The following is a 26,346-nucleotide window of genomic DNA, read 5'->3' on the forward strand; positions in this document are numbered from 1 at the left end:
GCTAGAAAAATTGTTTCCCGACAATATATTTAACCGTTCTTAACAACTGACCTCAGTTTAGGCTTCCTTACGGCGAGTGGTCTTGTCACCCACTTTCTGGAACAGCCCCCATTCGACTTGTTCTTCCAAATCTGCCTCGACCCCTGCGAATACATCGCGGAAGATCGTGCGAGAACCGTGCCATAAATGACCGAAGAAGAATAGCAAGGCAAAGGTAGCGTGAGCAAAGGTGAACCAACCTCTAGGGCTAGTACGGAATACACCGTCTGGCTTAGCAAGTGCTAAATCGCCAAATCTGGTGCTTTGATCTCCGTCAAAATTGACAATTTCGCCACCTTGAGCTTTACGAGCATATTTCTTCACATCGGCAGGGTCGGTGAAGGTTTGACCGCCCAACTCACCGCCATAGAAGCTGACAGTTACGCCAGTTTGCTCGAAGCTGTACTTGGATTCTGCCCGCCGGAAAGGAATATCGGCGCGGACGACACCATCTTTATCCGTTAAAACCACAGGGAAAGTTTCAAAGAAGTTAGGCAGACGACGAACTTCTAATTCTCGCCCTTCTTTATCTTTGAATACGGGGTGTCCTGCCCAAGACAGAGCAATACCATTAGTCTTATTCATCGGACCGACGCGGAACAAACCACCTTTAGCGGGGCTATTACCTACGTAGTCGTAGAACGCCAGTTTTTCGGGAATTTCCGACCAAGCTTCAGATAAGCTCTTGCCTTCAGCCACGCTAGCTTGCACGCGGCGGGTCATTTCTTGTTTGAAGTAACCATCATCCCACTGATAGCGGGTAGGTCCAAACAGTTCGATTGGAGTTGTGGCGTTACCGTACCACATCGTCCCTGCTACAACGAAAGCAGCGAAGAAGACGGCAGCAATACTGCTAGAAAGCACGGTTTCGATATTCCCCATCCGCAGAGCTTTGTAGAGCCGTTCGGGAGGTCTAACTGTTAAGTGGAATAAACCAGCAATAATACCAACAACACCCGCAGCAATGTGGTGAGCCACCACGCCGCCAGGATTAAACGGGTTAAAACCTGCTGGTCCCCATTCCGGCGCGACTGCTTCTACGTGTCCGGTGATGCCGTAGGGGTCAGAAACCCACATCCCTGGACCAAATAGTCCGGTGAGGTGAAAAGCACCAAAGCCAAAGCAAAGTAGACCAGACAAGAATAAATGGATACCAAACATTTTTGGCAGGTCTAGAGCAGATTCGCCCGTGCGGGAGTCCTGGAAGAGTTCCAAGTCCCAATAAACCCAGTGCCAGCAAGCAGCTAGGAATAATAAACCGGAAAGAACGATGTGAGCGGCAGCAACGCCCTCAAACGACCAGAAACCAGGATCGTAGCTGGAAGCGCCCATGACGTTCCAGCCACCCCAAGAGCCAACTACACCCAAGCGTGACATGAAGGGCAGTACGTACATACCTTGCCGCCACATGGGGTTTAATACTGGATCGCTGGGGTCGTAAATAGCTAGTTCGTATAGAGCCATCGAACCAGCCCAGCCTGCAACTAGTGCTGTATGCATTAAATGTACAGCAATCAACCGCCCTGGGTCGTTCAGGACGACTGTGTGTACTCTGTACCAAGGTAGTCCCATCGACTACGCTCCTCCTCGATGAGTTATTTCTACGGGATAATTTTTCGGCTTTTTGTTATTGCCATCAACAGAGCCTTACTAGATCTAGATCTGGACGATCCAGATCGCTTGTAAAATTCAGCAATGGTATTCAATACAAAAATGAGAATTATTAAAGAAGTGTAACTATTGGCGGGACTGAATGCAATACGAGAATCAGTTATCAGTTATTCAGTTATCGTAGGGGCGGGTTCACCAAAGATCTCTGACTCCGACGAAGATTTCGGGTGAACCCGCCCGTACAGGAGTTGCTGAGCCAGGAGTTAGGAGAATATGAATAGAAATCCGATCGCGCACCACGCACCACTCACTGTACTACAGATTGAATGCTTTTGAGTTGACACATGGCTTCGGCTATTCCCAAGCGATCGATGACTTGTTCGGCGGTGATTAATCGCTTGAGTACGACTTGTCCGATCGCTTGTTTTATACCATTACTTGAAGCAGTAGCGGGTCTGACTTCTACAGTCATAATCGTGTCTTCTACCCGATACAGCCATAATTTTTCGTTTGCTTCTACTAGACAAACGTTAAGCCGCTGAATGTCTGGTCGTCGCCGCCATGCTGTTTCATTCCATAGACCATCAGATGCCCAGATTCTACCTACTGTCCATCCTTCAGTGAGAAAGAAATATTTCACGGGTTTTTGCAGCTATTCGACTGGATACTCCTCGACTAGCTTAGAGGATTTGATTTCTAGAAACAAACTGGATTTGATACAGTTTTAGTTTTGGAGAAAAACAATTTCACTGCGATCGCACTGACTTCTATCAAGCTGACTTCTGTAAAAAGTCTAACCAAACAATCTTGCTACAGCACAACTAAAACCTGGTAGTAAAGGCGAGGTAAGTTCGTCACTGGTAAATAAAGTTGCTACCATTACCAGCGTTGCATTTTCGCGGCGATAAACTTGAATTTGCTCCAAGCGCGGATCTGCAATCCAATATTCACGCACTCCTTGAGCGGCATACAATTTTAGCTTAGCCTCTTTGTCGCGGCGTTCGTTGGTTTCCCCTGGAGATAGTACCTCAACAACCAATTCTGGTGCGCCGGTCAAGTGTTCTGCTTCGTCTAGCAAAGCAGCCAATCGCTCTTTACTTATCCAAACTACGTCTGGTATGACATTATCGGCATCAGTAAAAATAATGCCAGGGTTAGTGACTGCTTCCCCTAATCCAGTTTGTTGCGACCAAAGATTTAATTCCGTACAAATGTTATTACAAACTCTTTGATGTTTCCAACCTGGTGCGCGTGTCACAAATAACTCCCCATCGACAATTTCATAGCGATTGCCATTATCTGGCAACAACTCTAAATCGCTAGCCGTCCATCGTACTCGCGCCTGACTCATAAAAAGCTCCTTGTATTAGTCATCGCTTACCAATTACCAATTACCAATTCATTCTACTTTTTGCAGCGGATCGATTTTAGGATTGACAATTTTTGGCGTGCCAAGACTAGCAAACCGAACTGCTAAAGAGATTTTGTTACCAGAACCGAAAATGTGAGTTACTTCACCAATCCCAAAGTTTTTATGGAAAATGCGATCGCCTACACGCCAATCCTTCTCTAAATCTGCCTCTGATGAATTTTTGCTAGCACTATTATTCTGAGGATGGCTCCACTTTTGAGTTGGTTGGTGAGTCGATCTAGTCGATGTATTAGGAACTTTCGCTTGGCTAGAAAGATGAAAACTGAGTAATTCTTTGGGTAATTCTGCTAGAAATTGAGAGGCGATCGCAGGTTCGCGGGAACCGTAAAGGCGGCGTTCGCGGGCGTGGGTGAGGTAAAGTATTTCTTGAGCGCGAGTAATTCCTACATAGCACAAGCGGCGTTCTTCTTCCAAGGATTTAGGATCGTCAAGCGAACGATAGTTAGGAAGTAGTCCTTGTTCTAACCCCACAAGAAAAACAACGGGAAATTCTAATCCTTTGGAAGCATGAAGAGTAAGCAGAGAGACAGCGGCTTGTCCTTCTTTCAAATTATCTAAATCGGAAGTTAGCGCAGTACTAGCAAGGAAATTAGAGAGGTTAACCTCTTCATTTTCTTCTTCAAATTGTAAGACGGCGTTATAAAGTTCTTGTACGTTTTGCAGCCTATCTAAACTTTCATCCGTGCCTTGATTTTGTAAATCCTTGACATAGCCAGATTCATCTAAAACTCCCTGCACGATCGCACTAGGAGTAAGAGTGTCTACCTGTTCTTGCCATTTACGAATTAACTGAGCAAAATTGTTGACACCTTTAGCCGATCGCCCTGCTAAAGTGTTAACTGATGTTTCGTCGTTGAGAATTTCCCAAAAGGGTAGATTTAACTGTTGAGCAGCATTAACTAAATTATCAATTGTGGTTTTACCTATACCGCGACGGGGAGTATTAATCACTCGTAATAAACTCACGGTATCGTAAGGATTGACAATTGCTCTTAAATATGCCAAAACATCTTTAATTTCTTTGCGATCGTAGAACTTCAATCCACCGACAATTGTGTAAGGAATACCCTGACGTACTAGATTCTCTTCGATAGGACGAGATTGAGCATTAGTACGATAAAGAACAGCAAAACTACCCCAATTAAATTCTGAATGTTGCTGTTCTAAACTACGTAAATGGTTGATGACAAATTGAGCTTCGGCAATTTCATCATCAGCTTTAAAGCAGTAGATTTTTTCTCCTTCTCCCCGCGTTGGCTTCAGAATTTTATCGATCCGCTGAGTATTGTTTTCAATCAGTTGGTTCGCGGCTTGTAGAATAGTTTCTCTAGAGCGATAGTTTTCTTCTAACTTAACCATCGTACGAGTATCTTCGTCAGGTAAGCCATCACCAAAGTCGGCTTGAAAGTCTAGCAGAATGGTGAAATCCGCCATGCGAAAACTATAAATTGATTGATCGGCATCGCCAACTACAAAAATTGAGCGATCGCGCCAATTCCATTCACTTTTTCTCGTCTCACCATTGGTTGTGAGTAAATTAATCAGATCGTACTGAATTCGGTTTGTATCTTGATATTCATCAACTAGAATATGTCTAAATCGCTGATGCCAATAGCCGAGAACTTGTTCATTCTGCTGAAATAGCTTAACTGGCATTAAGATCAGATCGTCAAAATCCAAAGCGTTGTTTTCGGCTAGCTTATCTTCGTAATACCCGTAAACTTCTGCAATAACTCTACCGCGATAGTTAGGTTGCTCTCGTTCAAAATCGCGGGGAGAAAGTCCCTGGTTTTTAGCATTGCTAATAGTGTAACGGACAGAACGCGGTTCAAATTTTTTGTCGTCTAATTGGAGTTTTTTAGTAATAATTTCTTTAACTACACTTTGAGCGTCGAATTCATCAAAAATAGAAAAGTTTTTCGTCCAGCGTCTCCCTTTTTCATCTTGATATTTTTCAATATCAAATCGGAGAATCCGGGAAAACAAACTGTGAAACGTACCGATCCACAAATCTTTAATATAGGTTTTGTAAACTTGCGATCGCAATCTTGTTTGTTCGTGTGGGGCTAATTTATCTAATGGTTTATTGTATTGACTCAGTGCTATTTGTTCGGCAAAGATTTTTTGAATCCTGTCTTTCATCTCCCGTGCTGCTTTATTAGTAAAAGTCACGGCTAAAATATTATGAGGATCGACACGGTGTTTGAGAATCAGATTTGCAATCCGATAAGTTAATGCTCTCGTTTTACCAGAACCCGCACCCGCAACCACTAGCAAGGGACCGCAAAAATGCTCTACAGTTGTACGCTGACTGGGGTTAAGGTGACTTAAAAAATCTGTGGTTTTGCTCATAATTTAAAAACTAGAATTATAGTTTTATATTTAATAGCTGGAAATGTGCTATTCTTCGCTAAAATGTCCATAAATCTGTTCTAGAGCCGAGTCGTTGCGACATGACAATAATTTTCTGACTTCTGCGATAGCCATTCTTACTATAGAATGCCTCTGCTTGTCCTTCTCTATTAGAGATACATCTAACAGACCATAGAAATTATATGGTAGCCGCTTTGTGGCAGTTGTAGGGATGCGATCGCCACAGGTGTTGCGGGGTAAAGAGTTAGGGGTAAGGTATGGATAATATTGTTATCGTGGAATACGATCGCCAATGGGTAGAGTTATTCGAGCAAGAAGCAATTTACCTACGAAATCTGCTGGGAAAAGCTTCGATCCTCCGAATCGAACACTTTGGCAGTACGGCTATACCTGGAATGCCTGCTAAGCCCATAATCGATATATTAGTGGAAATCCCCAGCTTCGATCGCATTCAGCAGGAAGCCTTACCCAAGTTAGTAGATGCAGGATATGAATATCTATGGCGTAGCGATCGCCCTCCAGGGCATATGATGTTTGTTAAGCGATCGCCTGATGGTAAGCGTACCCATCACATTCATATGGCGACTGCTGGACACACATTATGGGAAAGATTGTATTTTCGCGATTATCTCTGTAGCCACCCAGCAGAAGCCGCACGCTACGCACAACTAAAGCGAGATTTAGCAGCACAATTTTCAGGCGATCGCGAGGCTTATACTAATGGTAAAAGCGATTATGTAGTTCTAATTACTACTAAAGCCAAGTTAGACGCAACAAACTCTTAGTCCGCGCAGGCGGACTTTGCTTGTGTAGCCGCGAATTCTACTCGCCCTATTTAAATTCTGAATCGTAAGGTGAGCAATGCCCACCCTACGATCCTATATTGAAACTGGATCGCCAATTTTTAAGATTTTTCCTACTTCTGACGACGGAATTTTTGTATTGATACTTAACCGATAAAAGTGGTCAAATCTCTCTGAAGTTGTCCAATCTGGTAGGGTTTCTTTGCGTTTAGAAACAAAGATTTTCTGAAAATTCTCTGTGGCTGCTGCTGTTTTTGAATCTCTTGTGGGTACGATGCATCTCGCACAAGGATTAATTCCAGCAAATACAACTGCACCAATTTGAAACTGGATACTATCCCCTACTTTAGTAAATAATCGGTCTTCCCAAAATGGAGGTACGCCATCAATTTCTATATTTGCTCGGATCCGATTCCTCATTTCCTCAACACTTATGTCAGGAAACCATGAGGCAACTTCTGCAAGCGTAGCTGCACTGATTATTGTAGGTCCAGAAGCATTAGTATCATCTGGAAACCCTGTGAAATTATTTTGCTTAATGTTGACAGGTAAACCAAAATAATTGCTCAACCAAGCTTCTAACTCCGAACGCTCTTCATCCAAGTGAAAAGTAACGCTCTCATCTGTTCCTTGAACTTGTAACGATAGCTGTTGACAATCTACATCGAATTGCGATCGCAGCAAATGAACCTTAGCATTGCGCTTACCATTCACAAATCGCCCTTTTTGGTCAAATAAGGCATACTCGCGATCGTGTTGGAGTGCGCCACTTGCGAATACACTGACTTGAGACAAAGTGATGCCATCAAGCGATTTAACCGGAAAAATCGAAATTTTTGCCAGATAAGGCTGTATCATAAGCCATCACTTTACATTGCTACTCAAGACAATAGCTAGATGTGGAATTAAACGAGTTACAGCGTCAGTAGATCCTACACCATTTCTAACCAATCGAACACGCGGTTTAGTTGTGACAAGGTAATAAATCCGTATTGCCAAAGTACCATCGGCAGAAAGTTTAGTTCCTGTTCTCCCTTTTTTAAAGCTAACGCGATCGCTGCTTCTGAAACCGACAATTCGTCGCGTAAAAAGCTCATCAAATCATCCCGAACGTTAGATTTCATATACGTTTATCCAATTAATGCATTTTTTAACTAAATGGTAATGTAACAAGCATTGTAAAGTTATGCAACGTTTTCTCAGAATTATTTAGCTTGCAGGCAGCACTTGGACTAGCCGCTACTGTGTAACATGGTGTGCGACCGCGCGATCGCTTGCTCGATTAAACTACCTAATGGCGCGTGCTATCTACTGGATCGAGCGGCAAAGCGATCGAAATCGATAAACTTCTTTACAAAAGTTAACTACTTTGTTACATTTATTTACGTAACCAAATGGGTACGTGCTAAAGCCCCAGCTTTAGCATTTTGCCTTAAGTCTCAAAATCGACTAATACAAAGCAATCTGGAGCTTCCGATCGTGACTTATACTATCGAGTCGGCACAAAATATTTTCTCTGGAACTCAAATCCCCAGTCCAATTCCAGCCACTATAGCGCTGTTTGACCAACTGAGCGTTGACGATCGCCTAGCGTACCTTTGGTATGCTTACACAGAAATGGGTCGGACAATCACCCCCGCAGCTCCAGGCGCGGCTCGCTTACAACTGGCGGAAGGATTGCTCACCCAAATCAAACAAATGTCCCCTGAGGAGCAAACCAAAGTCATGCGCGACCTTGCCGATCGCGTTGACACTCCGATCAACCGTTCCTATGGTTTCTTCAGCGTGAATACCAAGCTAGCTTTTTGGTACGAGTTAGGAGAGTTGATGAAACAGGGGATCGTCGCTCCAATTCCAACTGGCTATCAAATGTCTCCTGGTGTCAAAGTCGTCCTAGAAGCAACCCAGAAACTCGATCCAGGTCAGCAGATCACAGTTCTGCGCAACACAGTCGTAGACATGGGATTCGATACATCCGACTTGACTCCCAGCAGTTCTCGAAAGATTGCAGAACCAGTATTTGAACGCACCGAACCCGTCACCACCAATGTCAAGATTGAAGGAATTAACGAGCCTGCGGTGTTGCAATATGTCGAAGCAATGAACGCAGACAATTTCGCCGCTGCTATTGCTTTGTTTACTGCTAATGGTGCTTTACAACCCCCATTTCAAAAGCCAATTGTCGGTCATGAGGCGATCGCGAAATACATGCGCGAAGAAGCACAGGGTTTAAACATGATGCCGAAACAAGGTATCTGTGAAGTACAACCAGATGGCTCCAAACAAGTAAAAGTCACTGGTGTCGTCCAAACTCCTTGGTTTGGTGTCAACGTTGGAATGAATATTGCTTGGCGGTTTTTGATCGATCCTCAAGGCAAGATTTTCTTCGTAGCAATTGATATGCTTGCTTCTCCCCAAGAGCTACTCAACCTGCGGCGGATGTAAAACGTTCTAAATAGGGGAGTGGTGCTAGCTAGCACTGCTCTTTCAAACCCAATATATCTCGCAAGCGCGGTGAAAAGATTTAGGAGATCCCCCAACCCCCGCAAAATCGGGGGCTTTATAGAAGATCCCCCAACCCCCTTCAAAAGGGGGCTTTAAATTCCCCCCTTTTGAAGGGGGTTGGGGGGATCGAGATCTTCAACTTCCGTGCGTAACTCCTGGCGTATTTATGAATGCCGATCTATGAATGTTGATACTCTACTAGAGCTTTATACTGCTGGCAAAAGAGATTTTAGCTGTTTTGACTTGCGCAGAGTCGATTTGAGTGAAATCGACTTAAGCGGAGCTATCTTAAGCAGAGCGGAGTTAGCTGGAGCCAACCTGAATGGAGCCAACTTAAAAAGAGTCAAGCTCAGCGAGGCAAACTTAACTGGAGCTACCCTTTGGAGAACTGACCTTAGCAATGCGACTTTGTATAAAGCCATCTTGAGTAGAGCAATTCTCATTAAAGCCAATTTGAGCAGTGTAGATCTACGCGACACTTTATTAAATAGAGCAGATTTGCGCTTAACGAATTTGACTGGAGCCAATCTCAGTGGTGCTAATCTGACCGGAACAGATTTACGTTACGCACAATTAAAGTTAGTAGAACTAACTGGGGTAGATCTGAGTCAAGCATGTATAGTTGGAGCATCGCTCCAAGACTCATTATTGTATGATTATGACGAAAATAATTAGCTCTCTACCATCTGAGCAAGAGAGTCCTATACTATGCTGCTATGTTAATGTAACCAGCCAAATTCAGGTGATTCGCATTGTCGATCTTCCCAGTTACTATTTTGAACGGGCAGTTTTTCCAGGACAACGGCTTTTTTTTGAAGCTTTACCCAGTGCTGAATTAGAAGTTCATACGGGTATGACAATTGGTTCGATCTTAGCCGATAAAATTTCTTGTTTGCACCTTCAAGTTGACAATGGCAATTGATGAAGCGATCGCTTAAAAGCTAAACTGCGCTCTTAAGTTACCCACATAGATCGTTGGGTTATCGCTAAAGTTATTTGGATTGGCAATCAGATAAAACGCTGGTACTAAAGCTATATTATCTGTTAATGGAAAATAATAATTTGCTTCAAACTCGTACTGCACGCCACCATTTCCGCCTCCAGCAACAAGAAAATCGCGTCCATCCAAGATGGCAAACGGTCTGACATAAGAGATAGTTAATAGCGCCCCCTCCTTACCTAAATCGGGAAAAGCAACACCAGCTTGCATTGCTTGGGCTTCAATTTCTCCATCACCAGGCACTAGATTTGTCTTGGCATAGGTGTAACGTCCGAATAAACCGATCCCAGGAGTTAGCAACCAATCAAAATTAACTCCATAGGTATCAGCCAAACCAGCATCCAAACCACCATCAGCAACGAGTCCTGTTACTGGGTCGAATACCGCAGAACTACCATTATCCGCAATTCCGTAAATTGGCTCTCCTGCTGCACCACCAATGACTCCGCCAATTGCTTGAATCCGCGTCCGATTGTATAGCAGCCTTAAATTGAGATTTTGGCTGGGCGAGTAAGTGAGTTCAGCTGTTGCGGTGTACGTACCACCAAATAAGCCAAACCTCGGATCGCTAGAGGTGTTAAATCCAGGTGCGATCGTGCTAGAAAGAAATTCTGTATTTTCTCCAATGTAACCTGCGGTCAATTGCAATTGCTTGCTAGGCTTCCAAGTTATAGCCGCCCCCGATCCTCGGTCGATCGCATTGACTAGCGTACCGCCATTAGAGTTAAAACTATTCGCACCCGTGAGGATGAAGGTAAAAGCGTTGTAGTCAAATAGGCGATACCAGTTAATCCGGGGACCAAAAGCAATTTCAACACTATCTCCCACGGGAAAGCTGTAATACAACTCGTGGATAACAACATCATTACCCAACCCTTGAATCCCCGCAGTTTGGTCAAAAAAGGGTACGCCGTAGGTGTTGTACAGCCCTGCTGAGGTGAATTGATTGGCGGGAGAGTCGGCATTACCTGCAACTAGCCGCACCTTGAGGCTATCCCTACCACTGAAGGAAGTATCGAAATTCAACCAGATCAGATCGCTGAAAGTAATTTCTGGATCGTCTGTAAGTTCTTGTACGACTGGTCTCCCTGTGGCTGCATCTCTTCCCCCTCGTCTAGCGACAACGCCGCCAAATGCAGCTGGCGGAAAGAGATCGACTGATTCAAATTGTACGTCACCATCGGCAAAAGCTCCCGTGACGTTAGCCCAAACTAGAGCGCTTAATTTCGTCGTAGTCGAGAATTGATTGGCTTCTAGTTCTGCTGTCGCTGCTTCTAAAGCATCCACGCGACCGCGCAAAGCAGACAATTCAGCGGCAAATTCTGTCTGCAATTTTTGCAGCGTATCGGCATCTTCTTGCTTAACGGTATCTGCCGATGCTGTAGCAATGAGTTCGTTAATTCTGTCCAAACAGGCATTCAAACCAGCCGCAAATTCATATCTCGTTAAAGCACGGCTGCCTCGATAGATGCTGTCTGGATATCCTGCAATACAGCCGTAGCGCTCTACCAATGACTGTAAGGCTTGAAATGCCCAGTCGGTAGGTTGGACATCTGATAGCTGCGATACAGATGTGACTTGCGCCATCGGGTCGCCACTTGCTGCTTCCGGTATCTCGACTCTAGGAGTCGTCGCTAGATCGGTTTCAGGTTCTATGGAAGTACGATTGGTTGCGTGACGATCGCCGCGATTAGTAGGTAACAATAATTTGGCTTCGCGATTGTAATTCGTGCTAGCTATTGTCTGTTTTGAGCTAACTTCTACCGCGTTCGTCTCTGCACTTGCTCTATAACTATCAACAGCATGACACACTAATATTACCGAGGCGATCGGCAATACTTGCAACAAGAATTTATGCATTGATCCTCACACCCAAACGCACACTTTAATATTCAGAATGCAGGGTTTAGACTAGCAAAACTAGCTTCGGTTAAATGTGTTTTTATATACAATTTATTCGGACGCGCTGCGAACTCTAATTCAGAGTCTCGATCGCATATATAACGCTGGTAGGGGTGCACAGCTGTGCGCCCCTACAGTCTGTGTATTTCACCCAATTGAAAACCGCTATAATTCAGAGTCTCGATCGCGTAACCAAAAAGCAAGCAAAAAAATTCTAAGTCTAGTCTAACGCTTGTATTCATCCATCAGGAAAATTTGAAAATCTTGGTTTTATACTTGAACTCTATAATTATTTGCTTGTATAAAAAGTATGTTTTAACTACTTTAAAAGTGCAAACATAGTAGAAATATATTTTTCTGAAACAGAGATATTTTCTGTACTTTTAAGTTTAGATGTTGAATCAAACGTAAATTTTATTACTACTAAACTTTTAAATTAAATCTGAGCTGGAATGCAGCTGCTTAGCATGAGTAGATTTAAAATAGATAAAAAACTAACCGCACTAGTCAAACTGCCGTGACTCAACACTGGGGAATGCCAAATAATAGCGATCGCCCCATGTCAGACCGCGTGTCAGACCGCATGACAGACCAAGCCACTCACTATACCCTGCTTGGACTGCATCCCTCGGCATCGCCAATCGAGATTCGTCGTGCCTACCGACATCTCAGCAAACTTTATCATCCCGATACAACTGACTTACCTTCAGCAATTGCTACTGTCAAATTTCAGCAGCTCAACGAAGCATATGCCACGCTGAGCAATCCAGAACGGCGGACGAATTACGACTTACACATTGGCTATTCTCGTCTGTATGTCATCCAACCACCTCCAGATTTTCAGCGCGCAGCCGCACGACAAGAGGGACGGCGTTCCTCTGCTTACCTCGACCCTACAGATCGTCCCCTGTCATCTGGAGAAGTATTTGTCTTGTTTATTTTGGGATTGACCTTCATAGGTTGTATATTATTGGCGATCGCTATTGCTACGATCCGGGGTGATACCTTGCAAACTCCAGTCCCGCCAGCTCAGTTATCAGTTGTCAGTGTAGAGACGTTACATGTAGCGTCTCTACAAAGTTATCAGTAAAGAGTGGCGCTTTGGCTGGTGGCTGGGTAATTCCAACTTACGACTTACGACTTACGACTTACAACTTCTAATATATGTCCTTACCTTCTGCCGACATTCCCTTATACAATCATCCTTTACCGCAAATCGAGCAGTGGTTGAAAGACCAAGGTTGCCAACAAGACCAAAAGCAACTACATTGCTGGCGCATTCAAAAATCGAACTGGGAAGCCGAACTATGGCTGGATATCGACCAGTTGACGATCCGATACATTGATGCTGAAGGAGTAGGACAAGACATTCAACGCTCTTTTAAATATTCTCTCAGCCGAAAAGATATAGAGCAGGCTGTATTTTCAGGTCCCTAACTCAATTTGAGATTCTAGCTCTTCACGCTCTCTTTCCCTACTCCCTACTCCCTTCTTAAAGAGCATCACACACTCTTTCCCTGCTCCCTGCTCCCTACTCCCTTACAATCACACTTTCCCAAACCGTCGTTCCCGTTGTTGGTAAGCAGCCAAGGCCTGATGAAACTCCGTGCGGTTGAAGTCGGGCCACAGAGACTCGGTAATATAAATTTCGGCATAAGCCATTTGCCAGAGGAGAAAATTACTGATGCGCATTTCTCCACTGGTACGGATCAATAAGTCAGGATCGCTAATTCCAGCCGTGTAGAGGTGGCGCTCGAAGATTTCTTTGTCAATTTCTTCTGGTTGGAGCAAACCTTGCTGTACTTGCTGGGCGATCGCTTGACAAGCGTGCAAAATTTCCTGTCTACCACCGTAATTCGTGGCAACAGTGAAGCGAATACCTCGATTCGACCTCGTTTCAGCCATCGATCGCTCGATTTCCGATTGGAGACTTCGCGGTAAAGCCTCCAAATCGCCTACAAATCGAATTTGGACGTTTTCCTCTAGCATTTCCTGCAATTCTTTCCGCAGAACGCGCTCGAACAAAGTCATCAAAAATTCCACTTCTTCTAACGGTCTGCCCCAATTTTCGGTCGAAAAAGCATACGCCGTTAATGCTTGTATACCCCAATCTCGACAACAGCGTAATAAATCTTTGAGAACATCCACCCCCCGTTTGTGTCCCATGATACGGGGTAAACCCTGCTTTTTTGCCCACCTACCATTACCGTCCATAATTACTGCAACGTGTCTGGGCAGTTTTTCTTTTTCTAGATCGAGAGGCAATTGCAACACAATCGGCTTTACAGTCATTTTTTATTTCGGGGAGACGCTGGTAAGTTTAGACCAAAAAGCGCAAAAAAACGAGTCATGAGAATCCTAACTCGGTTGCCAATTTGATTTACCAGACCGCGTATGCTTGGGGCTACAGCTTCCCGTTCCACAGCTGGCGAGAATCGAGCTTCCAACAATTCTTTCAGTTTACTGCTGGTCAGCGGTTTATTTAATATCCCTCGTTCTGCAAGCGAAATTGACCCTGTTTCTTCTGACACGACCACGCATACGCAGTTTTCTACCTTCTCCGTGATGCCTAAAGCAGCTCGATGGCGCGTCCCCAATTGACGAGGAGCTGGACGTTCGTAAAGGGGCAAAATCACTGCTGCTGCGACTACCCGCGAACCTCGAATCAAACAAGCGCCGTCATGCAATGCTGTTTTTGGATGAAAAATTGTCAGTAAAATTTCTTTTGAGACTTCCGCATTTAACTTTACGCCTGGAACTTTGAGATCTCGCTCGTCAATGGGACTGTCTGTTTCCAAAATGAGCAAAGCACCGATGCGATTTTGAGATAGTTCTCTCACCGCATCTACAATCTCATCAATGACGCTATCGGGTTTGGGTACGATACGTCTTCCTGGCTGCAATAACTGTCGAAATTCTCCCCTACCCAATTGTTCTAAAAAACGGCGAAACTCAGATTGGAAAGTGACTGCCATTGCTACAGCAGAACCAACCACCAATTTCTCCAATACAAAACTCAATAGCGGCAAACCCAGTCTGGCACTGATGGCAGAGGCAAGCATGAGGAGAATAAAACCCCTGACCATCCACAAGGTGCGGCGCTCTCCAATGATGACCAGCACCATGTAGATTAGCGCCAAAACCAAGCCCAGATCGATAGCGTAAAATAACAACGACTGAGTCCAGCCAAAGTCTGTTGTCAGCCATTGCTTCCACCAATCTCTCATGAGCGAAATATGAAATCTGAAGAATTGAATTTGTTAACGGTTGGCGGTTAAAAATCAGTGGCTGACGGTTAACTTTATAACTGTCAACTGTCAACCTTTTGCTCTTAGCCTAGTAATGAATCGGGCAGGCAGTCTTGCCGAATTAAGTCTTGATAGGTTTCGCGACGCAGAAGCATCTTTGCTTCTTGATTCGCCACTACCACTGCTGCCGGTCGGGGCAAGCGGTTGTAATTGGAAGCCATGCTGTAGTTATAAGCACCAGTTCCCATTACTACCAAAATATCCCCTGGTTCGGTTTGTGGTAAAGATGCCTCTTTAATTAGGATATCGCCTGACTCGCAGTGTTTTCCAGCTACTGTGACGGTTTCGCTGACTGGTGCGGACATGCGATTGGCAACTACAGCACGATAGAGCGATTGATAGGTAATCGGTCGAGGATTGTCGGACATCCCGCCATCGATCGCCACATATGTCCGAATTTCCGGTACGGTTTTGCTAGAGCCAATCGTATAAGCAGTAACGCAAGCAGTACCGATGAGCGATCGCCCGGGTTCGCACAATAATTTTGGTAAAGGTAAGTTTTGGGACTCGCAGGCTGCTTTCACTGCTTGGCAAAGTGCTTGTACCCATTCGTCAATACTGGGTGGATCGTCGGATTCTGTATATCGAATTCCCAATCCACCTCCTAAATTTAACTCCGTAACTGGTAGTCCGTAGCTTTTCGCTTTTTCCATCCACTGCACCATCACTTCAGCCAAATCTTGATGGGGTTGGCGCTCGAAAATTTGCGAACCAATGTGAGCGTGCAATCCGACACAAGTTAAATTGGATTGTTGTCCGATCGAGGCAAAAACCGCTTCAATTTGGTCGGGGTCGAAACCAAATTTACTATCCAAATGTCCCGTTCTAATGTAGTCGTGAGTGTGACAGTCGATTCCTGGTGTTAGCCGCAACATTATCCGAGTTTGTTGTAGAGAAGTTGCACGCAACTTCTCTACAATATTTACTAAGGACTTCAGCTCGTACCAGTTGTCCACTACAATCGTGCAGCCAGACTCGATCGCTAATGTCAGTTCTTCTACAGATTTATTATTACCGTGAAAGTAGATAACTTCTGGCTTGACACCTGCTTGTAGTGCAGTATAAAGTTCTCCTCCAGAAACAACATCAATTCCTAAGCCTTCCGAGTGGGCGATCGCGCATACTCCCAGGCAACTCCAAGCTTTTGAGGCATAAAGTACCTGAAATTCTCCAGGGTAATAGTTTTGAAACGCCTCGCGATACTGACGGCAAGCGCTGCGGAGGGTTTCTTCGTCTAGAATATATAGCGGCGAACCAAACTGCTGTACGAGTTTTGTCACGTCGCAACCACCAATTTCTAGATGGTCGTGGCTGTTGATTCCTGCTGTCAGTGGTAAAAGTTCTTGGTTGGGCGATCGCTTAGCAGCGTCTCCATTGTTGCCGTTGTTTGCGTTATGAATATATTGACGACCGGAATTTTCGATTCCAGCGGGCTGAGTCGATAACATAATCGTGTAAGCTATCCTCTTGCAGGATGTGAGTGGGTCTAGACTTTAAGTTTACAATTGCAGCCTGTCAGTTATCGGTGTACAGACGTTACATGTAACGTCTGTACAAAATTATCAATTATCAGTGAGTAGTGAAATTACAACCAATCGATGACAAATGACCGCTACTCCCCATCTCAAATGAGTGCTAGCCTCTCAATTCAACCAATATTGCCATCTGTCCTACCTGCGGTACTGGAACTCGACAATCTTTGTTTCGGTAAACTATGGACTCTCGAAGCCTATCAACGGGAAATAGATAGCCCAAATAGCGAGTTATTAGGCTTATTTCTTCAAAAAAAACAGGATCGAGAAAATACTTACGACTTACGACTTACGACTTACGACTTACTCGCAATGGGCTGTTTCTGGGCAATTTTAGATGAAGCTCACATTACCTTGCTAGCGGTTCATCCCGATTACCAGGGACGAGGTTTGGGACAAGCATTGCTTTGGGGATTGATGCAGGCTGCACGCGATCGCGTTTTGTCACGAGCAACTCTGGAAGTGAGAGAATTTAATCAACCAGCTATCTCTCTTTACAGCAAATTTGGTTTTCAACTAGCTGGGCGCAGGCGACGATACTACAAAGATACGAATGAAGATGCCCTGATTCTGTGGCAGAGTGGGTTGCAACAACCGGAGTTTCAAGCTAAGTTGACAGGCTGGCACGATTTGGTAAGCGATCGCCTCCAACAATCTGGTTTCAGCTTAAACGTTCAAAAACTAGAGATTACCCGTCCAGAGTCAAGAAATTTGAGCTAAAAAGCTTGACAAGTGACTGATTTTATCTACATAATTTCTGTTTGGAAGCAATTACGCGGCTGAAATACCGATGGATTTATCCCGAATTAAGAGCGACAAGCAATCGCTTTTTCAGGCTGAGTCAAGGGCAGCAATTACAGCAGATAAGCGGAGCTTCTGATTTGAGGCAAAAATTTTGACTGCATAAGGCGGTTTTTGCCAGGTTAGGTGGCGTAGTGACGCTCTTAGATATGAATTGTAAAGTAGGCGTGGATTAAAAAAACTATTAACAAAAGATAAAGATTGCGCTCGCAGTAGGTGAATCCTGAGCTGGTTGTCGGTAATATCAATAGACAGCCAGATAATTAGCATGTGCTAAAATCAGCGTACCGGCACGACTCAGGTGATGGAATACAGCCATGTTTGAACGCTTCACAGAAAAAGCAATTAAGGTGATCATGCTGGCCCAGGAAGAAGCTCGCCGCCTGGGTCACAACTTTGTAGGCACAGAGCAGATCCTCCTGGGTCTGATTGGAGAAGGCACGGGCGTAGCAGCTAAAGTCCTCAAAACGATGGGTGTCAATCTCAAAGATGCCCGGATCGAAGTAGAGAAAATTATCGGACGCGGCTCGGGATTTGTAGCTGTAGAAATTCCCTTCACCCCAAGAGCGAAGCGGGTTCTGGAGCTATCTTTAGAAGAAGCTCGCCAATTAGGGCATAACTATATTGGCACAGAGCATCTCCTGTTGGGTCTGATCCGTGAAGGAGAAGGCGTAGCGGCTAGAGTGTTGGAAAACTTGGGAGTTGACCTATCGAAGGTACGCACTCAGGTAATTCGCATGTTGGGAGAAACGGCTGAAGTTTCGGCAGGCTCCCAGTCCGGACGCACCAAGACCCCCACATTGGACGAGTTCGGTTCCAATTTGACCCAAATGGCAGGAGAAGGCAAACTCGATCCTGTAGTCGGTCGTGAAAAAGAAATCGAGCGCGTGATTCAGATTCTGGGTCGGCGCACGAAAAACAATCCCGTGCTGATCGGGGAACCAGGGGTAGGTAAGACCGCGATCGCCGAAGGTTTAGCCTCTCGGATCGCCAACAAAGACGTACCCGATATTTTGGAAGAAAAGCGCGTCGTCACCCTCGACATTGGCTTGCTCGTAGCAGGTACGAAATATCGAGGTGAATTTGAAGAGCGCCTGAAGAAGATTATGGACGAAATCCGTTCTGCTGGGAACGTGATTTTGGTAATTGACGAGGTGCATACCCTCATCGGTGCGGGTGCAGCAGAAGGGGCGATCGATGCAGCAAACATTCTGAAGCCAGCTTTGGCGCGGGGTGAATTGCAGTGTATCGGTGCAACAACCCTTGATGAGTATCGCAAGCACATCGAGCGGGATGCAGCCCTAGAACGACGCTTCCAACCCGTGATGGTGGGCGAACCTTCCGTTGATGAAACTATTGAAATTCTCTTCGGACTGCGCGATCGCTACGAGCAGCACCACAAGCTGAAAATCTCTGATGCGGCGCTAGAAGCAGCAGCCAAACTGTCCGACCGTTATATTAGCGATCGCTACCTGCCAGACAAAGCCATTGACTTAGTTGACGAAGCAGGTTCGCGGGTACGGTTAATTAATTCTCAATTACCGCCCGCGGCGAAGGAACTGGATAAAGAACTGCGTCAGGTATTGAAAGAAAAAGACGATGCCGTTCGCACCCAAGATTTCGACCGGGCGGGAGAACTGCGCGATCGCGAAATGGAGCTGAGAGCAGAAATTCGGGCGATCGCTCAATCCAAAACTGGCAGCACTAAGAGCGAGGGTGACGACTCTCCCGTAGTCACCGAAGAAGATATCGCTCAAATTGTCGCTTCTTGGACTGGCGTACCAGTCAACAAGCTGACTGAATCCGAGTCTGAAAAGCTGCTGCACATGGAAGACACCCTGCACCAGCGCTTGATCGGTCAAGAAGAGGCGGTTAGAGCGGTTTCTAAGGCAATTCGCCGCGCCCGTGTCGGCTTGAAGAATCCCAACCGTCCGATCGCTAGCTTCGTGTTCTCCGGTCCTACTGGGGTTGGTAAAACCGAGTTAACAAAATCTTTGGCGGCTTACTTCTTCGGTTCCGAAGATGCGATGATCCGCTTGGATATGTCGGAGTACATGGAACGGCACACCGTTTCTAAATTAATTGGTTCTCCTCCTGGTTACGTCGGTTATAACGAAGGCGGACAGTTAACAGAAGCCGTGCGTCGTCGTCCTTATACCGTAGTGCTATTCGATGAAATTGAAAAAGCACACCCCGATGTCTTCAACATGCTATTGCAAATTTTGGAAGACGGGCGGTTAACAGATGCGAAAGGACGTACTGTAGACTTCAAGAACACCTTGATTATTCTTACCTCTAACATTGGTTCTAAGGTAATTGAAAAAGGTGGCGGTGGTATCGGCTTTGAGTTCTCTTCGGAAGATGCAGCCGAAACCCAATACAACCGCATTCGTTCCTTGGTGAACGAAGAATTGAAACAATACTTCCGTCCAGAGTTCCTCAACCGCTTGGATGAAATTATTGTCTTCCGTCAGTTGAGCAAGGCAGAAGTGAAAGAAATTGCCGATATCATGCTCAAGGAAGTCTTCGGACGCTTAACTGAGAAGGGTATCACCCTCACAGTTACAGAACGATTTAAGGATCGCTTGGTAGAAGAAGGCTACAACCCCAGCTACGGTGCGAGACCATTACGCCGCGCCATTATGCGCCTGTTAGAAGATAGCTTGGCAGAAGAAATTCTGTCCGGTCGCATCAAAGAAGGCGATGAAGCTGTGGTAGATGTCGATGACACTGGTAATGTAAAAGTGTTATCGCAAGAGCGCAAAGAGTTATTGCCTCAAGCAGCTGAGTAATTAGTTAAGCTAATTTAAATTTGTAGGGTGGGCGTTGCCCACCTTTTTTATTGATTAATTTCTTTCAGCTCAACACGAGTTTAATTTGCCTTCAACTAAAGTAGACCAGCGAGTATTGCTATTTGATGCACCATCACCATATGTAATGCTGTCACCAAAAAAAATTGCAACTTGATGGCTAAAAGTCATACTCTTACTACCGTGTATGATTGTTATTATTGCTACACACAGCATGTTTAGTACAATCGGTTTTAGTAATAAGAAAACTGGCTGTTTGGAACGAGTTTTGTGGTTGTTCAACAGAACTATACTCCTCAACTGACAAGATTTTTTCAATCTTGACAAATCTAGTTAATTTTAAATCTAGTTAATTTTAAAAAAACTCAAGCTATTCTGTATCCAACAACTGGCGAATAGTTCTTAGTAACTCTTGAGCAGTGTAGGGTTTGACCAAAAATGCCTTGACCCGATCGCTTACAGATGTCAATAATCGATCGTTTGCTGCCAACCCACTTGTAGCTATAATTTTGACCTCAGAATTCAGTTTTTGTAACGTGCGAATCGTCGTGACACCATCCATTGTAGGCATCATCATATCGACCATCACCACGCTAATTTCCGAGCGATGTTGCACGTAAATTGCGATCGCATCAATCCCGTCAACCGCAGTCAGCACTCGATAATTATGTGCTTCTAAAGAAGTTTTAATAATCTCACGAATTGCTACTTCGTCATCTGCAACTAAAATCAATTCTCCACGACCAAATGGAATTTCTCGTTCGGGCGATCGTGGCTGTTCTTCAGCCTCTTTTGCAGGTAGATACACCTGAAATTGAGTTCCTTTTTTCTCCTCACTCGTGACTTGAATAAACCCCCCGTGACCTTTGACAATTCCAATTGCGGTAGAAAGTCCTAACCCAGTACCTTTCCCAATGTCTTTGGTTGTGAAAAACGGCTCAAAAATTCTCTCTTGCGCTGCTTTTGACATGCCCATTCCTGTATCTGCAATGGTGATGACAACATATGCACCAGCCTTTGCTTCTAAATGCATCCCTGCATAATGTTCGTCTACTAACAAGTTTTCAGCCGCAATTTTTAAAACTCCACCATTTGGCATTGCATCGCGAGCGTTGACGCACAAATTCATTAATACTTGATGCAGTTGCGTAGCATTGCCAGCCACCGCCCATAAATCTGGTGCAATATCTGTATAAACTGCGATTGACTTAGGAAAAGTTTCTTTAATAACTTGTTTGATTTCTGCTAACAAATGCCGCAGTTGTAAAACTGTTTGTTGCCCTTCAACTCCACGGGCAAATGATAGCACTTGCTTAATTAAGGCTGCTCCTCGCTTAGCATTAGCCTCAATTGTTTGTAAAATCTGCAAGTTGCGCACGTCGTAAGTTTTCAACTGCAATAGTTGGGCTGACATTAAAATTGGAGCCAAAACATTGTTTAAATCGTGAGCGATACCACTTGCTAAAGTACCGATACTTTCTAATCGCTGAGCGCGTAAAAATTGAGTTGTCAGTTGTTTTTTCTCAGTAATATCTGTATCGACGCATAAAATCGATTTGGGTTGTTCTTGTTCGTCGCGCATCAACGTCCAACGGCTTTCGACGACGATCTCTTTGCCAGCTTGCGACACTTTTTCTAACTCGCCATACCACTCACCCGTGCTAAGAACCGTTTGTAAAGCTTGGGCGTGTAAAGATGCTTTTTTGTATAACAGCTCAAATGCACTCCTGCCTATAGCCTCTGCTGCTGTCCAACCATACAGCCGCTCTGCACCGCGATTCCAATATAATATGCGATCGCTACTGCAATCTTTGACCAAAATCGCATCGGTAGTGACATCTAATAAAGCAGCCTGTTGACGAATCTTCTGCGCCGCTTGCTTACTTTCAGTAATATCTTCAACAATATAAGCAAATCGAGCATGATGCTCTCGGTTGCCAGCAATTGCCGAAACTGTGGCTGAGAGCCATTTTTTCCCTAATGGTGTTTTGTGGGGGTACACAAATTTAACTGGAGTTTGGCTGCGTTCTGCTTCTCGGTAACATTCGAGCCATGTTTGGATGTGATGCTGCGGTACTCCCATTTCGCTCGCAAGTCGATGCTGCATCATCTGAGGAGATAAGCCGAAAAAATTGGCAGCGGCAGCGTTGTCAGAAATATGTAAAATATCGTTTTCGCGCAGTTCTACGATCCCCATCATCATAGAGGCGCTGTCATAGAAACTCCGCAGAATCGATTTGCTTTCTCCCAGTGCGGCAGCGGCTGTAACGCGATCGCTAATATCGGTTAAAATGCTGACGAAATAGAGCAAACTTCCCGTATTTGAGAACACGGGGGTAATTTTTATCTCGCTCCAGAACGTTTGTGCGTCAGCTCGATAATTTAATAGCGTGGTTTGCACTTCTATATTTTGAGCGATCGCCCGCTCGATTTTGGCGATCGCTTGCGGATCTGTGGCTTTTCCACAAAGCAAGCGCCAATCTTTGCCTAATACTTCTATTAGTTGGTATCCAGTCATGCCGCAGAAAACTGAATTAGCATAGACAATCGGACACCCATGCTGATGCGGATCGGTAATGAAAACCCCCTCAGAAACAGCAGCCATTGCTTGAGCCAGCATCAAATTTTTTGCCGATGCTTGTTTGAGAGCTGCAACTGAGCGATCGAACTGAGTATGAGCTATGGTTAAATCTGCTAACTTGCGCTGTAATTCTAACTGGGTAACGATCTGCTGGCTGAGAACTTTGAGTATGGCAATTTGTTCGGGATTTAACTCTCGCGGTACGTAATCGATGACGCACAAAGTTCCCAAGGCATAACCTTCCGGTGTTACCAATGGTGCGCCAGCATAAAATCGAATTTGCGGATCTGTCGTGACGAGAGGATTAGTCGCAAATCGTTCGTCGCGTAAAGCATCTGGAACGATGAATACATCTCGTTGTAAGATTGCGTGAGCGCAAAAAGCTAAATCGCGATGGGTCTGAGTGACGGTTAAACCAACTTTAGACTTAAACCATTGCCGATCGCGATCGATCAGACTAATCAGAGCAATCGGGGTAGCGCAAATCCGAGCAGCGAAATGGGTAAGACTATCAAATTCAGCTTCAGGCTGAGTGTCTAAAATTTGGTATTTATTGAGGGCTGCAAGCCTCATAGCTTCATTTATAGGCGCTACAGCTTTCATACTCTTCCCTACGCTCAATTACGCTCTTTGATTATTTTTTCCCTTCGATCGCTCTGGAAAAACAAATAGCTTTGATTCCGTTTTTGCTGGCAGGTTATCTATTCTGAATCTTAGCGATCGAGGCAAATAGATCGCGATCGCTAGTTTATGCTGTTACTCCACTCTATTTATTTGGATAGATGACAAATACGTGAATATTGCTTTTGAATTACCGAAATCGCTATGGGGATCGCTAAAAAACCTTTTATTATAGTAATGTTTTTATTTGACTTTTGTTATATTTTTTTTGACAATTTTTAATCATTTTCAAACAAAATACATAAATCTAGAGAGTAATTATTTTGAGTAAAATTACTCAAGTAAAGAAGCGATCGTACCATCCCAAGCCGGATATTTTGGCTCAAAACCCGCCCCTACGAATACTTGCTACTAGAATAAATACAGTCCTTCTGAACGCAGAGAATAGGAAAACGTGAGCAACGCGGGAGTTACTACTAACTACCTCTCATCTCCAGTCAAAGCGAGATCGGAAGATAGCTTTGCGATAACTTTTGCACCTTTGTCTTTAGAGGCAGTCTATGCCCTTGCTGACGATCCAAGCAATGGAGCGATTGTCGTTATGAGTGGGATGGTGCGCAATCAAACAGACGGCAAACCAGTCGTATCGTTGGAGTATCAGGCTTACGAACCGATGGCAATGCAGATCTTCAAGCAAATTGCGGCAGAGATTCGCCAACAATGGCAAGACGTGAATCGAGTCGCCATTCACCATCGCATCGGCAAGTTAAAAATTGGCGAAATTAGCGTTTTAGTCGCTGTTGGTTGTCCCCATCGTTCTGAAGCATTTGAAGCCTGTCGCTATGCGATCGACACGTTAAAGCATAATGCCCCAATCTGGAAAAAAGAACACTGGCAAGACGGATCTTCCAGTTGGGTGAGTATTGGGGCGTGCGAGACTCAAGGGTGCTAAAAGTTGATAAGGTGGGCAATGCCCACCCCACACTTAAGTTTTGACTCAATTAGTTGCTAAAACCCAAGGCAAAAATCAACACAGCACCTACTACTGCTAAGATTGAAAGCACCATACCTGCATTTGGACTACCTTTGAAGGAATAGTTTTTGTCATCCATTAGGTATACCTCTCTTTTACAAAGCTACACGTATTGTCACACTTTGGCGTTCTTGCGCGATCGGTCGTACGAGAGAATTGATCCAATGCGGCAGTAAAACATAGCCTTATCTTTATCTTCTACCCCCAGACAATTGTATATTCTTTGACTTCTGCCTAATATCGGAAAGAGATAATCTGGCTGGAGTAGAGAATATGCAGGCTTATGATATTGTCATCATTGGGGCAGGACACAATGGCTTAGTGTGCGCGGCTTATCTATTAAAAGCCGGATATAGTGTTTTATTATTGGAAAAGCGCTCTGTTCCTGGTGGAGCAGCAACGACAGAAGAATGCTTACCTCAAGAAGCACCAGGATTCAAATTTAACCTTTGCGCGATCGATCACGAATTTATTCACCTTGGACCAGTTGTTCAAGAACTAGAACTAGAAAAGTATGGATTGGAATATCTTTATTGCGATCCAGTCGTTTTCTGTCCGCATCCAGATGGCAAGTACTTTTTAGGTCATAAATCTGTTGAAAAGACTTGTGCGGAAATCGCCCGCTACAGTCAACGAGATGCAGAAAAATATGCTGAATTTACAGATTATTGGCAACGGGCGCTCGGTGCGATGATTCCGATGTTTAACGCTCCACCAAAGTCATTATTAGATATTCTCGGTAACTATGACATTACTAAAATAAAAGATTTATTTTCTGTCATTGGTTCTCCCTCAAAAACTTTAGACTTTGTGCGTACCATGCTCAGTAGTGGGGAGGACATGGTAAACGAATGGTTTGATTCTGAATTTTTAAAAGCACCCTTGGCAAGGCTCTCATCAGAACTGGGTGCGCCTCCTTCGCAGAAAACCCTTGGGATTGGTGCAATTATGATGGCAATGCGTCACGATCCGGGGATGGCTAGACCGCGTGGTGGTACGGGTGCATTAGTGCAAGCTTTAGTGAATTTAGTCAAAAGTAAGGGTGGTGAAATTCTTACCGACCAGCATGTAGAGAAGATTTTAATTGATAACGGTCGGGCTGTGGGTGTAAAAGTTGCTAATGGTAAAGAATATCGAGCCAACAAAGCTGTTATTTCTAACATTGATGCTCAGCGAATATTTTTACACATGGTAGATCCGAGCGAACTGGATGCTGCCGAACCGCATTTACGCGAAAGATTAGAACGTCGAATTGTCAACAATAATGAAACAATTCTTAAAGTCGATCTAGCAATTGATAAACCACTGTGTTTTGAGCATCACGAACACAAAGATGAGTATTTAATTGGCTCAATTTTAATCGCCGATTCCGTCAGCCATGTAGAACAAGCACACAGTTTGTGTACGTTAGGGCAAATTCCCGATGCGAATCCATCTATGTATGTCGTCATGCCTACAGCACTCGATCCGTCAATGGCTCCGGCTGGAAAGCATACAGTTTGGATTGAATTTTTTGCACCATATCAAATTGCTGGGGCAGAAGGTACAGGGTTAAAAGGGACGGGTTGGACGGATGAGTTGAAACACAAAGTTGCCGATCGCATCATCGATAAACTAGCAGAATACTCTCCTAATGTAAAAGATTCCATTATTGCCCGTCGAGTAGAAAGTCCGGCTGAATTAGGTGAAAGATTGGGTGCGTATAAAGGTAATTATTACCATATTGATATGACTCTCGATCAGATGGTTTTCTTCCGTCCTTTGCCAGAAATAGCTAACTATAGAACTCCGATTGATGGCTTATTTCTCACGGGTGCGGGAACTCATCCAGGCGGATCGATTTCGGGAATGCCAGGGCGCAATTGTGCTAGGGTATTTTTGCAGACGCAAAATCCGCTATCGCAAACGTTTAAGGATGCAAGAGAGTCGGTGAAGTCAACTTTTGAATCCGTGTTTGGCACGAAACAAGATTGAATTTTCAGTTGAATTTTCAAA

21 protein-coding genes are annotated in these 26,346 nt (G+C 44.6%); 10 read left to right on the forward strand and 11 right to left on the reverse strand.

What is annotated here, in order from left to right; genetic code table 11:
• Positions 1-57 precede the first annotated feature (57 nt).
• The 4 genes from psbB to pcrA form a co-directional block, all read right to left on the reverse strand.
• Positions 58-1,611 (reverse strand): photosystem II chlorophyll-binding protein CP47, encoded by a 1,554-nt coding sequence (gene psbB / locus H6G17_RS02450; RefSeq protein WP_192153802.1) that lies wholly within the window; start codon positions 1,609-1,611, stop codon positions 58-60.
• 346 nt (positions 1,612-1,957) lie between these two features.
• On the reverse strand, positions 1,958-2,290 hold the full coding sequence (locus tag H6G17_RS02455; RefSeq protein ID WP_192153804.1) for a hypothetical protein: 333 nt from the start codon (positions 2,288-2,290) through the stop codon (positions 1,958-1,960).
• A gap of 153 nt (positions 2,291-2,443) precedes the next feature.
• On the reverse strand, positions 2,444-3,001 hold the full coding sequence (locus H6G17_RS02460) for a Uma2 family endonuclease (protein WP_192153806.1): 558 nt from the start codon (positions 2,999-3,001) through the stop codon (positions 2,444-2,446).
• Between the two features lie 48 nt (positions 3,002-3,049).
• Positions 3,050-5,434: a DNA helicase PcrA gene (gene pcrA / locus H6G17_RS02465; RefSeq protein ID WP_192153808.1), complete on the reverse strand. Its 2,385-nt coding sequence runs from the start codon at positions 5,432-5,434 to the stop codon at positions 3,050-3,052.
• 278 nt (positions 5,435-5,712) lie between these two features.
• Here pcrA and H6G17_RS02470 point away from each other — a divergent pair, with 278 nt between their 5' ends.
• The gene (locus H6G17_RS02470) at positions 5,713-6,240 is read left to right on the forward strand and encodes a GrpB family protein (protein ID WP_192153810.1); all 528 of its coding nucleotides are present in this window, start codon (positions 5,713-5,715) and stop codon (positions 6,238-6,240) included.
• Between the two features lie 93 nt (positions 6,241-6,333).
• On the opposite strand, the gene H6G17_RS02475 is transcribed toward H6G17_RS02470, so the two are convergent.
• On the reverse strand, positions 6,334-7,116 hold the full coding sequence (locus tag H6G17_RS02475) for an MOSC N-terminal beta barrel domain-containing protein (RefSeq protein WP_192153812.1): 783 nt from the start codon (positions 7,114-7,116) through the stop codon (positions 6,334-6,336).
• Positions 7,117-7,190: 74 nt separating this feature from the next.
• On the reverse strand, positions 7,191-7,382 hold the full coding sequence (locus H6G17_RS02480) for a DUF2949 domain-containing protein (protein WP_192153814.1): 192 nt from the start codon (positions 7,380-7,382) through the stop codon (positions 7,191-7,193).
• Between the two features lie 355 nt (positions 7,383-7,737).
• On the opposite strand from H6G17_RS02480, the gene H6G17_RS02485 reads away from it, so the two are divergent.
• The 3 genes from H6G17_RS02485 to H6G17_RS02495 all read left to right on the forward strand — a co-directional run bounded on the left by H6G17_RS02485 (position 7,738) and on the right by H6G17_RS02495 (position 9,685).
• On the forward strand, positions 7,738-8,703 hold the full coding sequence (locus H6G17_RS02485; protein ID WP_192153891.1) for an orange carotenoid-binding protein: 966 nt from the start codon (positions 7,738-7,740) through the stop codon (positions 8,701-8,703).
• A gap of 240 nt (positions 8,704-8,943) precedes the next feature.
• On the forward strand, positions 8,944-9,438 hold the full coding sequence (locus tag H6G17_RS02490) for a pentapeptide repeat-containing protein (protein ID WP_192153816.1): 495 nt from the start codon (positions 8,944-8,946) through the stop codon (positions 9,436-9,438).
• A complete protein-coding gene (locus H6G17_RS02495) occupies positions 9,422-9,685 on the forward strand; it encodes a DUF1830 domain-containing protein (RefSeq protein ID WP_192153818.1) in 264 nt (87 codons plus the stop codon). The genes H6G17_RS02490 and H6G17_RS02495 overlap by 17 nt, the downstream gene beginning before the upstream one ends.
• A 12-nt stretch (positions 9,686-9,697) precedes the next feature.
• On the opposite strand, the gene H6G17_RS02500 is transcribed toward H6G17_RS02495, so the two are convergent.
• Positions 9,698-11,623, reverse strand: coding sequence for an iron uptake porin (locus tag H6G17_RS02500; RefSeq protein ID WP_192153820.1), 1,926 nt, complete (start codon positions 11,621-11,623; stop codon positions 9,698-9,700).
• Positions 11,624-12,224: 601 nt separating this feature from the next.
• Between H6G17_RS02500 and H6G17_RS02505 the strand changes: the two genes are divergently transcribed.
• Both H6G17_RS02505 and H6G17_RS02510 read left to right on the forward strand, forming a co-directional pair.
• Positions 12,225-12,755 (forward strand): J domain-containing protein, encoded by a 531-nt coding sequence (locus tag H6G17_RS02505; RefSeq protein WP_347276401.1) that lies wholly within the window; start codon positions 12,225-12,227, stop codon positions 12,753-12,755.
• A gap of 74 nt (positions 12,756-12,829) precedes the next feature.
• The gene (locus tag H6G17_RS02510) at positions 12,830-13,102 is read left to right on the forward strand and encodes a DUF3143 domain-containing protein (protein ID WP_192153822.1); all 273 of its coding nucleotides are present in this window, start codon (positions 12,830-12,832) and stop codon (positions 13,100-13,102) included.
• Positions 13,103-13,210: 108 nt separating this feature from the next.
• On the opposite strand, the gene H6G17_RS02515 is transcribed toward H6G17_RS02510, so the two are convergent.
• The 3 genes from H6G17_RS02515 to lysA form a co-directional block, all read right to left on the reverse strand.
• Positions 13,211-13,957, reverse strand: a complete 747-nt coding sequence (locus H6G17_RS02515) for an isoprenyl transferase (protein WP_192153824.1) — start codon at positions 13,955-13,957, stop codon at positions 13,211-13,213.
• On the reverse strand, positions 13,954-14,892 hold the full coding sequence (gene cdaA, locus H6G17_RS02520) for a diadenylate cyclase CdaA (RefSeq protein ID WP_015157366.1): 939 nt from the start codon (positions 14,890-14,892) through the stop codon (positions 13,954-13,956). The genes H6G17_RS02515 and cdaA overlap by 4 nt, the downstream gene beginning before the upstream one ends.
• Before the next feature lie 104 nt (positions 14,893-14,996).
• Positions 14,997-16,421, reverse strand: a complete 1,425-nt coding sequence (gene lysA, locus H6G17_RS02525) for a diaminopimelate decarboxylase (protein WP_192153826.1) — start codon at positions 16,419-16,421, stop codon at positions 14,997-14,999.
• Positions 16,422-16,601: 180 nt separating this feature from the next.
• Here lysA and rimI point away from each other — a divergent pair, with 180 nt between their 5' ends.
• Together rimI and H6G17_RS02535 are read left to right on the forward strand one after the other, a co-directional pair.
• On the forward strand, positions 16,602-17,225 hold the full coding sequence (gene rimI, locus H6G17_RS02530) for a ribosomal protein S18-alanine N-acetyltransferase (protein ID WP_192153896.1): 624 nt from the start codon (positions 16,602-16,604) through the stop codon (positions 17,223-17,225).
• A 398-nt stretch (positions 17,226-17,623) separates the two neighbouring features.
• Entirely contained in the window at positions 17,624-20,098 is a 2,475-nt protein-coding gene (locus H6G17_RS02535; protein ID WP_192153828.1) for an ATP-dependent Clp protease ATP-binding subunit, read from the forward strand.
• A 388-nt stretch (positions 20,099-20,486) separates the two neighbouring features.
• On the opposite strand, the gene H6G17_RS02540 is transcribed toward H6G17_RS02535, so the two are convergent.
• On the reverse strand, positions 20,487-23,300 hold the full coding sequence (locus H6G17_RS02540; protein ID WP_192153830.1) for a PAS domain S-box protein: 2,814 nt from the start codon (positions 23,298-23,300) through the stop codon (positions 20,487-20,489).
• Positions 23,301-23,772: 472 nt separating this feature from the next.
• On the opposite strand from H6G17_RS02540, the gene H6G17_RS02545 reads away from it, so the two are divergent.
• Both H6G17_RS02545 and crtO read left to right on the forward strand, forming a co-directional pair.
• On the forward strand, positions 23,773-24,270 hold the full coding sequence (locus H6G17_RS02545; protein ID WP_192153832.1) for a molybdenum cofactor biosynthesis protein MoaE: 498 nt from the start codon (positions 23,773-23,775) through the stop codon (positions 24,268-24,270).
• Between the two features lie 354 nt (positions 24,271-24,624).
• Positions 24,625-26,325, forward strand: a complete 1,701-nt coding sequence (gene crtO, locus H6G17_RS02550; protein WP_192153834.1) for a beta-carotene ketolase CrtO — start codon at positions 24,625-24,627, stop codon at positions 26,323-26,325.
• Positions 26,326-26,346 lie beyond the last annotated feature (21 nt).

The sequence above is a fragment of the Chroococcidiopsis sp. [FACHB-1243] genome (genome assembly GCF_014696895.1).
GTDB lineage: Bacteria > Cyanobacteriota > Cyanobacteriia > Cyanobacteriales > Chroococcidiopsidaceae > Chroococcidiopsis.